Annotated in this window: 10 protein-coding genes; all 10 read right to left on the minus strand. The window is 43.8% G+C overall.

The window, feature by feature from the left end; all coding sequences use genetic code 11:
• Nucleotides 1-80: 80 nt before the first annotated feature.
• Nucleotides 81-4394 (minus strand): PolC-type DNA polymerase III, encoded by a 4314-nt coding sequence (locus tag MKY34_RS18415; RefSeq protein WP_342512568.1) that lies wholly within the window; start codon nucleotides 4392-4394, stop codon nucleotides 81-83.
• Between the two features lie 72 nt (nucleotides 4395-4466).
• On the minus strand, nucleotides 4467-6170 hold the full coding sequence (locus tag MKY34_RS18420; protein ID WP_342512569.1) for a proline--tRNA ligase: 1704 nt from the start codon (nucleotides 6168-6170) through the stop codon (nucleotides 4467-4469).
• Nucleotides 6171-6255: 85 nt separating this feature from the next.
• Complete coding sequence (gene rseP, locus MKY34_RS18425) at nucleotides 6256-7518, minus strand: RIP metalloprotease RseP (protein ID WP_342512570.1); 1263 nt, start codon at nucleotides 7516-7518, stop codon at nucleotides 6256-6258.
• A 222-nt stretch (nucleotides 7519-7740) separates the two neighbouring features.
• A complete protein-coding gene (locus tag MKY34_RS18430) occupies nucleotides 7741-8886 on the minus strand; it encodes a 1-deoxy-D-xylulose-5-phosphate reductoisomerase (RefSeq protein ID WP_342512571.1) in 1146 nt (381 codons plus the stop codon).
• 19 nt (nucleotides 8887-8905) lie between these two features.
• Entirely contained in the window at nucleotides 8906-9700 is a 795-nt protein-coding gene (locus tag MKY34_RS18435; protein ID WP_342512572.1) for a phosphatidate cytidylyltransferase, read from the minus strand.
• Nucleotides 9697-10491 (minus strand): isoprenyl transferase, encoded by a 795-nt coding sequence (locus tag MKY34_RS18440; RefSeq protein ID WP_342512573.1) that lies wholly within the window; start codon nucleotides 10489-10491, stop codon nucleotides 9697-9699. Before MKY34_RS18440 ends, MKY34_RS18435 begins: the two co-directional genes overlap by 4 nt.
• A 127-nt stretch (nucleotides 10492-10618) precedes the next feature.
• Nucleotides 10619-11176, minus strand: a complete 558-nt coding sequence (frr, locus tag MKY34_RS18445; RefSeq protein ID WP_342512574.1) for a ribosome recycling factor — start codon at nucleotides 11174-11176, stop codon at nucleotides 10619-10621.
• A complete protein-coding gene (gene pyrH / locus MKY34_RS18450) occupies nucleotides 11176-11901 on the minus strand; it encodes a UMP kinase (RefSeq protein ID WP_342512575.1) in 726 nt (241 codons plus the stop codon). Before pyrH ends, frr begins: the two co-directional genes overlap by 1 nt.
• 80 nt (nucleotides 11902-11981) lie before the next feature.
• Complete coding sequence (gene tsf, locus MKY34_RS18455) at nucleotides 11982-12866, minus strand: translation elongation factor Ts (protein WP_342512576.1); 885 nt, start codon at nucleotides 12864-12866, stop codon at nucleotides 11982-11984.
• A gap of 222 nt (nucleotides 12867-13088) precedes the next feature.
• Nucleotides 13089-13814: a 30S ribosomal protein S2 gene (gene rpsB / locus MKY34_RS18460; protein WP_342512577.1), complete on the minus strand. Its 726-nt coding sequence runs from the start codon at nucleotides 13812-13814 to the stop codon at nucleotides 13089-13091.
• Between the last annotated feature and the right edge of the window lie 131 nt (nucleotides 13815-13945).

Below are 13945 nucleotides of genomic sequence, written 5' to 3' on the forward strand. Positions count from 1 at the left end.
ATCCCACTCTTTTTGCGCAAAGACTATTACAAAAGTTGTTCTCATCATACCATACGTTAGAAAAGTGCGCAAATAATGTGCTAGAACAACGACAGCTGATTAGCCTCAGGCATCCCTTCAAGACAACCGAGCGTATCCATATATTCAATAACCGTTTTTGAAACGCGTCCACGTTGCTGAAGATCCTCCTTCGACAGAAACTCTCCGTCCTTTCTCGCTTCAACGATCATATTGGCAACGTTTGTCCCAAGTGATGGAATCGAGTTAAACGGCGGAATCAGCATATCGCCATCAATGAGGAACATCGTTGCATCTGATTTATACAGATCCGGCTTTACAATGGAAAAGCCTCGTTCACTCATCTCAAGTGCAATTTCAAGCACTGTAAGTAAACTCTTTTCTTTCGGCAATGCATCTAACCCTTTTGCATTGATTTCTTTAATTTGTGCCCGCATGGATGCCGAGCCTTTCGTCATTGTAATGAGGTCATAATCCGTTGCCCGTATCGAGAAGTACGTCGCATAGTACAGAATAGGATGATGTACTTTAAAATATGCAATCCGAAGCGCCATCAGAACATAAGCGGCGGCGTGCGCCTTCGGGAACATGTATTTAATCTTTTTACAGGAGTCGATGTACCAATTCGGAACGCCCTGCGCCTTCATTTCTTCTTCAAATTCCGGCGTCAAACCTTTCCCTTTCCGAACAGATTCCATGATTTTAAACGCCATAGATGGATCGAGCCCTTGGTAAATCAAGTACACCATAATATCATCACGACAACCGATTACATCGGATAGTTGGCAGGTTTTATTTTGAATTAATTCCTGTGCATTGCCGAGCCAAACGTCCGTACCATGGGATAGGCCTGAAATCTGAATAAGCTCCGAGAATGTGGATGGTTTCGTTTCTTCCAACATTTGTCGCACAAAGCGCGTCCCAAACTCTGGTACCCCAAGCGTCCCCGTCTTACAGCCAATTTGCTCTTCCGTCACACCGAGCGATGATGTCCCACTGAATAAGGCCATAACACCTTCATCATCAGGCGGAATCGTCAGCGGATCAATGCCCGAAAGGTCTTGTAGCATTTTAATCATCGTCGGATCATCATGTCCGAGAATATCCAGCTTCAACAAGTTATTATCGATGGAATGGAAGTCAAAATGCGTCGTCTTCCAGCTTGAATTCACATCGTCTGCCGGGAACTGAACTGGAGAAAAATCAAAAATATCCATGTTATCCGGCACAACGATAATACCACCTGGGTGCTGCCCCGTATTTCGTTTAACGCCTGAACAACCTTGCACGAGTCGATCAATCTCAGCCCCACGGAACGTCAAGTTATTATCGTTCATATAGCCACGTACATAACCGTAAGCCGTCTTCTCAGCAACTGTACCAATCGTTCCCGCACGGTACACATAATCCTCACCAAACAGATCCTTCGTATAGTTATGTGCATGTGCTTGATAGTCACCGCTGAAGTTCAAATCGATATCTGGAACTTTATCCCCTTTAAACCCTAAAAACGTCTCAAACGGGATATCTTGCCCATCTTTTTTAAATTTCGTTGCACAAGTAGGGCACACTTTGTCCGGTAAGTCATAGCCTGAGCTGACTGAACCGTCATCAAAAAACTCCGATGTTTTACACGTTGCACATACATAATGTGGCGGTAGTGGGTTCACTTCCGTAATTTCCATCATGGTCGCAACGAGCGATGATCCAACCGAACCACGCGACCCAACAAGATAACCATCGTCCAACGAGCGCTTCACAAGTTTATGGGAGATGAGGTAAATAACCGCAAAGCCGTGCCCAATAATGGACTTCAATTCTTTTTCAATACGCGCTTCAATAATCTCCGGTAATTGCTCTCCATAAATTCGGTGCGCCATCGAATACGTCAATTCCCGTACTTCTTCATCTGCACCTTCGATTGTCGGCGTATATAAATCGTCTTTAATCGGCTTGACATCACCGATTCTCTCCAAAATGGCAAGTGGATTATCAATGACAATTTCCTCCGCCACCTGTGCGCCAAGGAAGGAGAACTCTTCCAGCATTTCATCTGTTGTTCGGAAGTGAACCGCTGGCAAGCCATGCCGGTTCATCGGATTGGCACCGCCTTGCGAACGAACGAGCACTTTACGGAATGTCGCATCTGTTTCATCGATATAATGGACATTGCCTGTCGCACAAACCGGCAAATCAACCTTCTTGCCAAGCTTAATCATTTTGCGCATAATGTCTTCTAAATTCCATTCATCGCGAATCAATTCCATTTCAAGTAAATGTGAATAGACTGGCTTCGGATGAACTTCCAAGTAATCATAAAACTTAGCAATTTCCTCAACCTCATCTAGCGACTTCTGCATAAGTCCTTCGAACACTTCTCCCTTGTCACAGCCAGATCCGACAAGTAACCCTTTTCGATATTTGACGAGCATGGAGCGCGGAATACGCGGGACTCGGTAAAAATAGTCCATATGCGAATATGAAACCAATTTGAACAGATTCTTCAAGCCTTCATCATTCACTGCTAGCAACGTACAATGCGATGGACGTGAACGTTTGTAAGCATCGCCCTCACCAATATGACGATTAAAATCATCCAAATAAACGATGCCTTTCTCTTCAGACGCTTTCATCAGCTTCAAAAAGAGATGTGCTGTCGCTTCTGTATCGTAAATCGCCCGGTGATGCTGCGTCAGTTCGATATTGTACTTTTTCGCCAACGTATTCAACCGGTGATTACGCATTTCAGGGTGAATGAAACGAGCCAGTTCCAACGTATCAATGACTGGATATGTTACAGCAGGCAATCCCGCCTTCTTAGACGCCTCATAAAAGAATCCCATATCGAATTTCGCATTATGCGCAACAAGAATAGAGTCGCCAATGAAATCACTGAAATCTTTAACAACCTCTGCAACTTCAGGTGCATTTTTCACCATATCATCCGTAATCCCCGTCAACTCCGTCGTTGTCGAGGACAGCGGATGGTGCGGGTTGGCAAAACGTTCAAATGTCTCGACAATCTCCCCATCTTTCAAACGAACCGCTGCCAACTCAATAATCGTATCGTAGACGGCTGATAGACCTGTCGTCTCCACGTCAAAAACGACATACGTATCATCTTCGAGCTTGCGATGCTGTTCATCAAAAACAATCGGCACACCATCGTCAACCAAGTTCGCTTCCAATCCAAAAATGACTTTCACACCATGCTTTTTCCCTGCTGAGTAAGCTTCCGGAAACGATTGCACATTGGCATGATCCGTAATAGCGACAGCAGGATGCCCCCATTTCGCCGCTTGTCCTACTAGGGCAGATGCCGAGACGACCGCATCCATTTGACTCATCGTCGTATGGGCATGTAATTCAACCCGCTTGCGATCCGCCGGCGCCTTGTCTTGCCGAATGATTGGTGCAATCTCCATCACATCTTGCGCCATCATAATCAAATCACGGACAAACGTATCATTCTGAATCCCACCACGTGCACGAATCCACGCGCCTTTTTTCAAGGTCTTCATCATTTCCGCATCTTCATTGTCCCGTGAGAACATTTTCACAAGAATGGAATCCGTATAATCCGTCACTTTGATGGTCAACAACGAGCGGCCACTGCGGAGTTCGCGAACTTCTGTCGCAAAGACATACCCTTCAATCGTGATGCGACGCTCCTCGTCTTGAATTTGCTGGATTTCCATAAGTGGCTCATCCGGCTTAATCGGTGTACCGAGACGGAATGGTCCAGTAATCGTGGCACCACTCTCTTTCATAGACGTCTCACGCTGTTTCATATCCGCCAGCGCTTTTTGTCCGAGCGCTTCCTCTTCCGCTTCTCGCTGTGCCATAAATGCCTGGCGAGCCGCTTCCTCACCACTGTCTTCCTCCGTCAATTTAAAATCGACAATCGGTTTCACAAAACCAAACGTAGCGTAGACATCCGCAAGCAACGCTGCATACTTTCCTTTTAACGTCTGCAATTCCATATCATTTATACAAAGCAATGTCATCTTGCCGCCTGCCATGACCGGCTTCTGGCTACTAAGTCGTTGCCGAATTGGTGGAGACATCACACTAATTTCTTCAATAATTAGTGGCCAGTAATCCGCCATCAATTGCTCATCTACTTCGGGATTCGTTGACGTTACATGCAACTTAACGGTCGCAATCGCTGAAAATGCCTCGCGCACACGTTGAGAAAAAATCATGTACACATCAATCGGTAACGGTTTGCCGACGGTTACGTTAAACTGCCATACTCTCGACTTTTTATGAATATTGACACGGGTTAGTTCCGCATGTTCAAAATGGACAACATATTGATCTTCCGTCATCCCCACTTGCTGTAGCAGCGTGAATAATTTTTTCTTCGCGTCCATAAGCAGCTCCTTTCCGCTTTCAGTGAAAAGAAGGGAAGTACCGACAGACGGCCTTCCCTTCGCTGATACGTATTATACTCCGAAAAAAGCTTGTAGCTTTTCGGTAATCTCTTCTTTTTGCCATTCCGTCGCATCTCCAGTTTGTCTAAATTTCACTTCGACAATACCTTCAGACGCTTTCTTACCGACTGTAATACGTACCGGTAGGCCAATCAAATCTGAATCCGCAAATTTAACACCTGCACGTTCAGGTCGATCGTCATACAGGACATCATAGCGATATGATTTTAAAACACCATACAGTTCATCCGCTAGCTCTTGTTGCGCTTCATCCTTCACGTTAACCGCGACAAGATGCACATCGAAAGGAGCCAGTTTTGTCGGCCACTTCAAGCCGCTTTCGTCATTGAATTGCTCCGCAACTGCCGCCAGAATACGAGAAACACCAATCCCATAACACCCCATGATGAACGGCTTCGCTTTCCCATTTTCGTCAAGGAACGTCGCTTCCATCGCTTCGCTGTACGTTGTACCCAATTTGAAAATATGCCCGAGTTCAATGCCTTCAGCAAATTTAATAACGCCTTCGCCATCCGGAGATGCATCCCCTTTTTGGATAAAACGCAAATCCTCATAACGATCAACTGCAAAATCGCGTTCAGGATTAACATTCGACAAATGGAAGTCATCTTCGTTGGCACCACAAACACCGTTGACGATAGCCGCAACTGCATGATCGGCAATTACTTTCAAGCCAACTGGTAATTTAACAGGGCCAATCGACCCAACCTCACACGATAAGAGTTTTAACACATCTGCTTCTTGCGCAAGCTCGACGTTCGTCGCACCGAGCGCATTTTTAAGCTTGATTGCATTAATCTCATGATCGCCACGGCTGAGTACGACAACTAATTCATCGTCCGCTTGAAAGATTAGCGTCTTAATAAGACGTGTTGCATCAACCTCTAGGAACGATGTCACTTCATCAATCGTCTTTTGCCCCGGCGTCTCTACCTTCATGACTTCTTTCAGCGGCTCATCCACTTTTTCATAAACCACATTTACTTCAGCCATTTCAATATTAGCCGCATAGGAAGATGTGTCACTGTATGCGATTGTATCTTCACCAATATCAGACAGTGCCATAAATTCATGCGTATCTGTCCCACCGATTGAACCGCCATCTGCAAGTACTGCACGGAAATTGAGCCCCAGTCGCGTGAAAATATTCGTGTACGCTTGCATCATGTCCATGTATTTCTCATGAAGACTATCTTCCGTCGCATGGAATGAATACGCATCTTTCATGATGAACTCACGTCCACGAAGAAGGCCAAAGCGCGGCCGTTGCTCGTCCCTGAACTTCGTCTGAATCTGATACATCGTTAACGGTAACTTTTTATAGGATTTCACTTCATCACGAACAAGGGAAGTAATCACTTCTTCATGTGTTGGACCAAGTGCAAATGCTCGATTATGACGATCTGTGAGTCGAAATAACTCAGGCCCATAGGCATCCCAACGTCCTGATTCCTGCCACAGCTCTGCCTGCTGCAAAGCAGGTAGGAATACTTCAACCGCTTCAATCGCTTCCATCTCTTCTCGAATAATACGTTCGATTTTTTGCAGTACTTTCTTGCCTAGAGGTAGAAATGAATAGATTCCGCTTGTATTTTGACGGATAAATCCCGCACGCAAGAGCAATTGATGCGACTTAATATCTGCATCCGCAGGTATTTCACGCATTGTTGGGATAAATGTTCGTGATTGTCTCATTTCTGTTCCCACCCTTAGTTCGATTTAAGTTCATCGGTTTCTGTTATTGTCTAGACTTCAGGCGCCAAGGCGCTTCCGCTTGTCTTTACTGTAAAAATAGTCGTTGGATATCATTCCAAGTGACGACTAGCATGAGAATCATGAGTAAGACAATCCCGACAAAATGGACCATACCTTCTTTTTGCTTGTCTACTGGCTTGCCACGAACCGCTTCGATTAGGAAAAATAATAATCTTCCACCATCTAATGCAGGCAATGGCAATAAATTCATAATCCCAAGGTTGATACTCAATATCGCTGCCCAGTTCATCAAACTAAAGAAACCGTGCTGTGCAACCGCATCTGTAGCCTGATAAATGCCCACAGGCCCCGACAATGCATCTATCGAGAATTGCCCTGTTACGAGCTTGCCAAGCAGTCCAAATATCTCCTTAATCCAAGTAACAGTCTGATCCGCTCCAAAGACAACTGCTTTTAATGGATCCTTTTCCAACGGCCTTGTTATGCCAATTTGACCAAATTGTTCGCCCGTTTTTTCATCCACTATCGTATTCGGAGTAATTTCCAACGGCACAGTTGCCCCATCACGCTCCACTACAAAACCAAGCGGTACGCCAGGATTCTCCTGAATAATCTTCACAAAATCTTGCCACTCATTAATTGGTAAACCTTCAACTTCTTTGACGTAGTCTCCTGTTTCCATTCCAGCTGCATAAGCCGCTCCATCGCTCATTACTTCCGAGATAACCGGTTCTTTCACCGGAATCCCTTGCATCAGTCCAAGTGCAAGAAAGATGAAAAACGCAAGGATGAAGTTAAACAACGGCCCTGCAAATATCGTCATTGTCCTGTGACCTAGTGATTTCGATTCAAACTGACGATCATATGGCGCAATCAATGTTTCTTGACCTTTTTCGATAATGACTGCTTTTCGCGAAATATCATATCGAACAAGTTGCCCCTCATCGTCATACCCTTCAATAAATAACGCTTTTTCTAAATCGGATGATTCTGTTTCAAGAAATAACACATCAGGATTCGAAACATTGCGGTTCAAATAGATTTTCTCTACTTTTCCCGACACACCGATAATCAGCCCTACTCGATAACCCGGCTGAAGTTCGACCGTATCAAAATCTTCGCCTGCCATCCTGACATATCCACCAAGCGGTAGCAGTCGAACAGTATAAAGCGTTTCACCTTTTCGAATACCAATAATTTTCGGCCCGAAGCCAATTGCAAATTCGCGTACCATAATGCCTGCCCTTTTCGCAAACAGGAAATGCCCAAGTTCATGAAAAAAGACGAGCGAACCAAATATAATAATAAACGCAATAACGGTTTCCATGAAAAACCACCTTCACTGACCACTTAGGTCTTTTATCAATTACGCCTCGGCGTAATTGCGAATCGAACTACGAAGGGTTCGATTTGCCGTATTTCTGTGTTTTTGCAGAAATTAAGGCACTTCTCTTTAGGACGTCGCTCACTCAGACCGCCTGCTTAGCTCTCCTTAACAATCTGTGACGTCCGCCGGAGGCTTGGACCAACAGATTGTTGGTCCAAGCTCTCATTTTACCAAATCATAGACCAATTGCCGCGTACGCGAATCGGTTTCTAAAATTGCTTCGAGATTCGGTGCAACAATTGTTTGATGTGCATCCATCGCACGCTCAATCATCTCTTCGATTTGGACAAACGGGATTTGCCCTTTCATGAACAACTCAACCGCCACCTCATTTGCAGCATTCATAGCAGTCGGCATCGTACCGCCTTCCCTACCTGCTGCATAGGCAAGTGCTAGCGCTTTAAAACGATCAAAATCCATTTTCTCGAAATGCAACTTACCGATATCCTCTAGACGAAGTGGCTTCGCATTTTGCATTGGCATACGATCCGGATACGTTAATGCGTATTGAATAGGCACACGCATATCAGGTGAACCTAGTTGCGCCATCACACTTGTATCTTGGAATTCAACCATCGAATGAATAATGCTCTCTTTATGTAGCAGACAATCAATTTGATCGTACGGCATATTGAACAAGTGATGTGCCTCGATGACTTCAAGCCCTTTATTCATCATCGTTGCCGAGTCAATCGTCAATTTATTGCCCATTGACCAATTGGGATGCGCCAATGCTTGTTCAACTGTCACGCCGGCCAATTCTGCACGAGATAGATTGCGGAAACTACCGCCCGACGCTGTTAAAATAAGTCGCGATACACGCTTCGGATTTTCACCATTCAATGCTTGGAAAAGTGCCGAGTGCTCACTATCGACTGGCAATAACGGCACACCGTATTTACGCGCTTCTGCCATCACTATATCCCCTGCAGCAACGAGTGTTTCCTTATTGGCAATAGCAATCGTAATGCCTACGCGTATCGCTTCTAGCGTGGGTTTAAGCCCGACACTTCCAATAACGGAATTCACAAGTACATCCGCATTCGCATGTGCCGCCACTTCTACAAGACCCTCTTCTCCAAAGACAAATTTGACGGCTGGAAACTCCGCCTGTAGCGTTTGTGCATCTTCTCGTCTTATGACAGATACGAGCTGCGGCTGATGCGTAGCCGTAATTTCCCGTACTCTATCGATATTCTTCCCAGCCGAAAAAGATACGAGCGTAAATTTTTCGGGATTCGATTCAATGATGTCTAATGTTTGTGTACCAATAGAGCCTGTTGCTCCAAGTAAACTAATTTTTTTCACCTTCAAGACGTCCTTTCCCTTATCCTACAAAATGAAGAAAATGCAGGAGTGGTAACACGAAAAGCAGACTATCGAATCTGTCCAAAATTCCACCATGTCCCGGTAGCAGCTTTCCTGAATCCTTTACTTCATAATGCCTTTTGAGAGCCGATTCAACAAGATCACCAAGTTGTCCGACAATCGACGCGATAATCGTCACAATGATGAGTACAACATAGGTTGAGGCAATTGGGAAGAAATATTGAAATACGCATGCAAAAACAATCGCATAGATAATTCCACCGACAAACCCTTCAACTGTTTTATTCGGAGATATTTCTGGCCATAACTTCCGCTTACCGATTTTTCGCCCCGTAAAGTAAGCACCCGAATCCGTTGTCCAAATAACCATCAATGCATAGATAATATACTCAATTCCTGCCAATCTCGTTTCAATCAAATAATAAAATCCTATTCCAACATACAAGGCCCCTAGAACTGAAAAAGCCGCATGATCAAATGTAAAACGATTTTTCACAACAACCGTATGCACTAATAATAATAAAACAATGGCAAATACCAGTTCCATTTTCGAATAGCCAAGGGCATCTTGCACACCGATTGCCCAAGAAGCAGGCATCAATAATATAGCAAGCCCTAGCCACGTAAGAAAACCTGCTACCGAAAAAAGAGAGATGCCTTTCATACGTAATAGCTCATACAGACCAATCGTCGCAATTGCATAGATTGCAATCGTAAATGGCAAGCCACCTATAATGACGAGTGGGATGAAAAAAGCGAACGCCACAAGTGCGGTCACAATCCTTTGTTTCATACGTTCTTCTCTCCTTCGACACTTCCAAAACGCCTATTGCGCATTTGAAATTCTTCAATTGCATTCAACATACATGCTTCATCAAAATCAGGCCATAGTACATCCGTAAACGAAAATTCGGCGTAAGCGAGTTGCCAAAGCATGAAATTAGATAGGCGAACTTCACCGCTTGTGCGAATGAGCAAATCGGGTTCAGGTAAATGAGCCGTCATCAGGTTAGAGCTAATAAGTGACTCATCGATATCGTCTACTGCAATAGCCCCATCTGCAACGAGCGCAACAATGTCTTTCACCGTCTCTGCAATTTCAAGCCTACTGCCGTAATTCATAGCGAAGTTCAACACTAAGCCATCGTTATGCGCCGTTTCTTTCATAGCCTTTTCGATTGCTTTTTTCGTATGCTTCGGTAACAAATCACTATTACCAATCATTTCAACTTTCACATTTTGTTCAATCAGTTCAGGCAGATACGTACTTAGAAACTCACCAGGAAGTTTCATAAGAAAATCTATTTCTAATTTCGGTCGTTTCCAATTTTCTGTGGAGAAAGCATACAGTGTCAGCACTTGAATGCCAAGGTCATTTGCAATGCGTGTTATTTTACGGACCGTCTTCATCCCTTCATGATGACCTGCTACTCTCGGTAAATTCCGACGATTAGCCCACCTGCCATTGCCGTCCATAATAATTGCCACATGAGCAGGGATGTTCCTACTTTTGACGTCAGTAATCCGGTCAGCTAACGAACTATCCGGTACCACAGTTTTTTTCCGTAATAATCTTTCAAGCATATCGTTTCCTCCACTCAGCTACTTTTCAGAGCAAGTACATACTCTATCGTACCAAATTAGGCGATAAATTTCATGTAAAAAAGACGCCCCGAAATTAGGACGTCCCGAAATATAGAAAGTTCTTCTATCAGATTTCCATTATTTCATTTTCTTTAGCTTTTGCGATTTCATCGATTTTTTCGATGTTGGCATCTGTTAGCTTTTGAACATCTTCACCTGTGCGACGAAGTTCATCTTCCGTAATATCGCCACTTTTTTCAAGCTTTTTAAAATCATCATTTGCATCACGGCGGACGTTACGAATCGCAACTTTCGCTTCTTCCGCTTCTTTTTTCACCAGTTTCACCAATTCTTTACGACGCTCTTCTGTCAATGCAGGAATCGCAAGACGAATAATCGTTCCATCATTCGTTGGTTGAATACCGATATCTGATTTCATAATGGCTTTTTCGATATCGCCAAGTGTTGTTTTGTCATATGGTTGGATGACAAGAAGGCGCGCCTCCGGTACTGAAATACCTGCCATCTGATTAAGAGGTGTAGGTGCTCCGTAATATTCGACAGATATTCTGTCTAACAAAGATGCATTCGCACGTCCTGCACGAATTGTTGCAAGTTCTCTTGTATACGATCCGATTGCTTTTTCCATACGCTCTTTTGTTTGCTCCATCACTGCTTGTGGCATTATTTGTTCCTCCTAACGACCGTCCCGATCGGCTCACCGAGTACGGCTCTCTTAATATTTCCATTTTCCATAATTGAGAATACTACGAGTGGGATATCATTGTCCATACATAGGGTTGAAGCTGTAGAATCCATCACTTCTAACCCTTGACTAATAACCTCTAAATAAGTCAATTCTTCATATCGAACCGCATTTTCATCTTTCATCGGATCTGCAGAGTACACGCCATCTACATTATTTTTAGCCATGAGAATGACGTCTGCTTCAATTTCCGCTGCGCGAAGTGCCGCTGTTGTATCTGTCGAGAAGTAAGGATTCCCTGTACCTGCTGCGAAAATAACAACACGCTTCTTCTCAAGGTGACGAATTGCTTTACGACGTATGTAAGGTTCAGCCACCTGTCTCATTTCAATCGAAGATGATACGCGCGTTTCAACACCAAGCTTTTCAAGCGAATCTTGCAACGCTAGAGAATTCATCACCGTAGCAAGCATTCCCATATAGTCAGCTGTAGCACGATCCATGCCCATCTCACTACCGATTTTACCTCTCCAAATATTTCCGCCGCCAACGACTACCGCGACTTCAACATCAAGGTCAACAACATCTTTTACTTGCTCTGCAACTGTTTTGATGATGTGGGGCTCTAGTCCGAACCCTTTGTCACCAGCAAGTGCTTCTCCGCTTAACTTCAAAACGATTCGTTTATATTGTGGGACGCTCATTTGTACCCTCCATCTACTCTGTTTTCTCGAAAAAGAGGGAACACATGCATGTGTTCCCTGTTCGTTGTTTTTATAATGGATTAGTTACCTTTAACTTGGCTCATAACTTCTTCTGCAAAGTTATCTTCGCGTTTTTCGATACCTTCACCAACAGCATAACGGATAAACTCTTTTAGTGTACCACCTGTTGATTTTACGAAGTCGCCAACTTTTTGGTCAGAGTTTTTAACAAATGCCTGATCAAGAATACAAATTTCTTCGAAGTATTTACCGATACGGCCTTCGACCATTTTCGCTACGATATTCTCAGGTTTACCTTCGTTAAGTGCTTGCTCTGTAAGAACTTTACGCTCACGCTCGATTTCCTCTTCAGAAACTTGGTCACGTGAAACATATTTCGGGTTTAGAGCTGCAACGTGCATCGCGATATCTTTCGCAGCTTCTGCATCTGCAGAACCTTCAAGAACAGCAAGTACACCGATACGGCCACCCATGTGTAGGTAAGGACCAAATGCATCGTTGTCTGTTTTTGTACGGATTTCAAAACGACGAAGTGTCAGTTTTTCACCGATTTTTGCAACAGCGTTTGAAATATGGTCTGCTACTGTAAGACCATTTGACATTGTAGAATCATGTGCTGCTTCTACTGTAGCTGGTTTTGTAGCAAGAAGGTGCTCAGCAAGTTCTTGAACAAGTACTTGGAAGCCTTCGTTTTTCGCAACGAAATCTGTCTCAGCGTTTACTTCAAGAAGGATTGCATCATTGCCGTCAACGTAAATTGTCGTTGTACCTTCTGCTGCGATACGGTCTGCTTTTTTAGCTGCGCTAGATAGACCTTTTTCACGTAGGAAGTCGATTGCCGCTTCCATGTCACCATTTACTTCTGTTAGTGCTTTTTTACAGTCCATCATACCTGCGCCTGTTTTTTCACGTAGTTCTTTTACCATTTGTGCTGTAACTGCCATCTGTATATTCCTCCTAAATAATACGTTTATCGGTTTGTTTCATCATCAATTATATAAATTGAACTAAAGAATTCCACTAACAACGCTCAGCGCTTGCAGATGCCTTCGCTGGATAGCAGATGTATATCATAAGTTCAACCTATATAAATGGAACAAATAAAGATAACCTTTAAAAAAGACGATAAGTGGATAGGCCGCTTATCGTCCGTTCATTTACTCGATTTACTCTGCAGCTACTGTTGCTTCTTCAGCCGCTTCTTCGTCTTCGCCTTGTTTAGACTCGAGCAAAGCATCAGCCATTTTGCTTGTCAATAGACGTACTGCACGGATTGCGTCATCGTTTGCAGGAATCACATAATCGATTTCATCCGGATCACAGTTTGTATCAACAATTCCAACAAGTGGAATATTCAATTTGATTGCTTCTGCTACAGCGATGCGCTCTTTACGAGGGTCAACGATGAACATAACATCTGGAATTGCTTTCATATCACGGATACCACCAAGGAATTTCACTAGGCGTTCGTGCTCTTTTTTAAGTTGAGAAACTTCTTTTTTAGGAAGTACGTCGAATGTGCCGTCTTCTTCCATTTTTTCGATGTGCTTCATACGTGCAACACGTTTTTGAATCGTACCGAAGTTTGTTAGTGTACCACCAAGCCAACGTTGGTTGATGTAGTACATGCCCGCACGTTCTGCTTCTTCTTTGATTGCATCTTGTGCTTGTTTTTTCGTACCTACGAATAGAACTTTTCCACCGTCTGCACCAACTTGACGCATAAATGCATATGCCTCTTCAAGTTTTTTCACCGTTTTTTGAAGATCGATGATGTAAATACCGTTACGCTCCATGAAAATGAATTTTTTCATTTTCGGATTCCAGCGACGTGTTTGGTGACCAAAGTGTACACCAGCTTCAAGCAATTGTTTCATTGAGATTACTGACATTTGTTATTCCTCCTGTTTGGTTTGATTCCTCCGTGCGCTTCATCCAATAGAGCGACCTCTCGGCACCCTCTCTATCGTCCGTGCACGTGCGTAGTAATACCATAGGATAATATACCACACGGTTCTTTTTT

It is taken from the genome of Sporosarcina sp. FSL K6-1522 (assembly GCF_038622445.1).
In the GTDB taxonomy this organism is placed as follows: Bacteria; Bacillota; Bacilli; order Bacillales_A; family Planococcaceae; genus Sporosarcina.

Excerpts from the sequence above, each read along its gene's own strand:
- MKY34_RS18415 (WP_342512568.1), bottom strand. The coding sequence starts at position 4,394 with ATGGACGCGAAGAAAAAATTATTCACGCTGCTACAGCAAGTGGGGATG.
- MKY34_RS18420 (WP_342512569.1), bottom strand. The coding sequence starts at position 6,170 with ATGAGACAATCACGAACATTTATCCCAACAATGCGTGAAATACCTGCG.
- rseP (WP_342512570.1), bottom strand. The coding sequence starts at position 7,518 with ATGGAAACCGTTATTGCGTTTATTATTATATTTGGTTCGCTCGTCTTT.
- MKY34_RS18435 (WP_342512572.1), bottom strand. The coding sequence starts at position 9,700 with ATGAAACAAAGGATTGTGACCGCACTTGTGGCGTTCGCTTTTTTCATC.
- MKY34_RS18440 (WP_342512573.1), bottom strand. The coding sequence starts at position 10,491 with ATGCTTGAAAGATTATTACGGAAAAAAACTGTGGTACCGGATAGTTCG.
- frr (WP_342512574.1), bottom strand. The coding sequence starts at position 11,176 with ATGCCACAAGCAGTGATGGAGCAAACAAAAGAGCGTATGGAAAAAGCA.
- pyrH (WP_342512575.1), bottom strand. The coding sequence starts at position 11,901 with ATGAGCGTCCCACAATATAAACGAATCGTTTTGAAGTTAAGCGGAGAA.
- tsf (WP_342512576.1), bottom strand. The coding sequence starts at position 12,866 with ATGGCAGTTACAGCACAAATGGTAAAAGAACTACGTGAAAAAACAGGC.
- rpsB (WP_342512577.1), bottom strand. The coding sequence starts at position 13,814 with ATGTCAGTAATCTCAATGAAACAATTGCTTGAAGCTGGTGTACACTTT.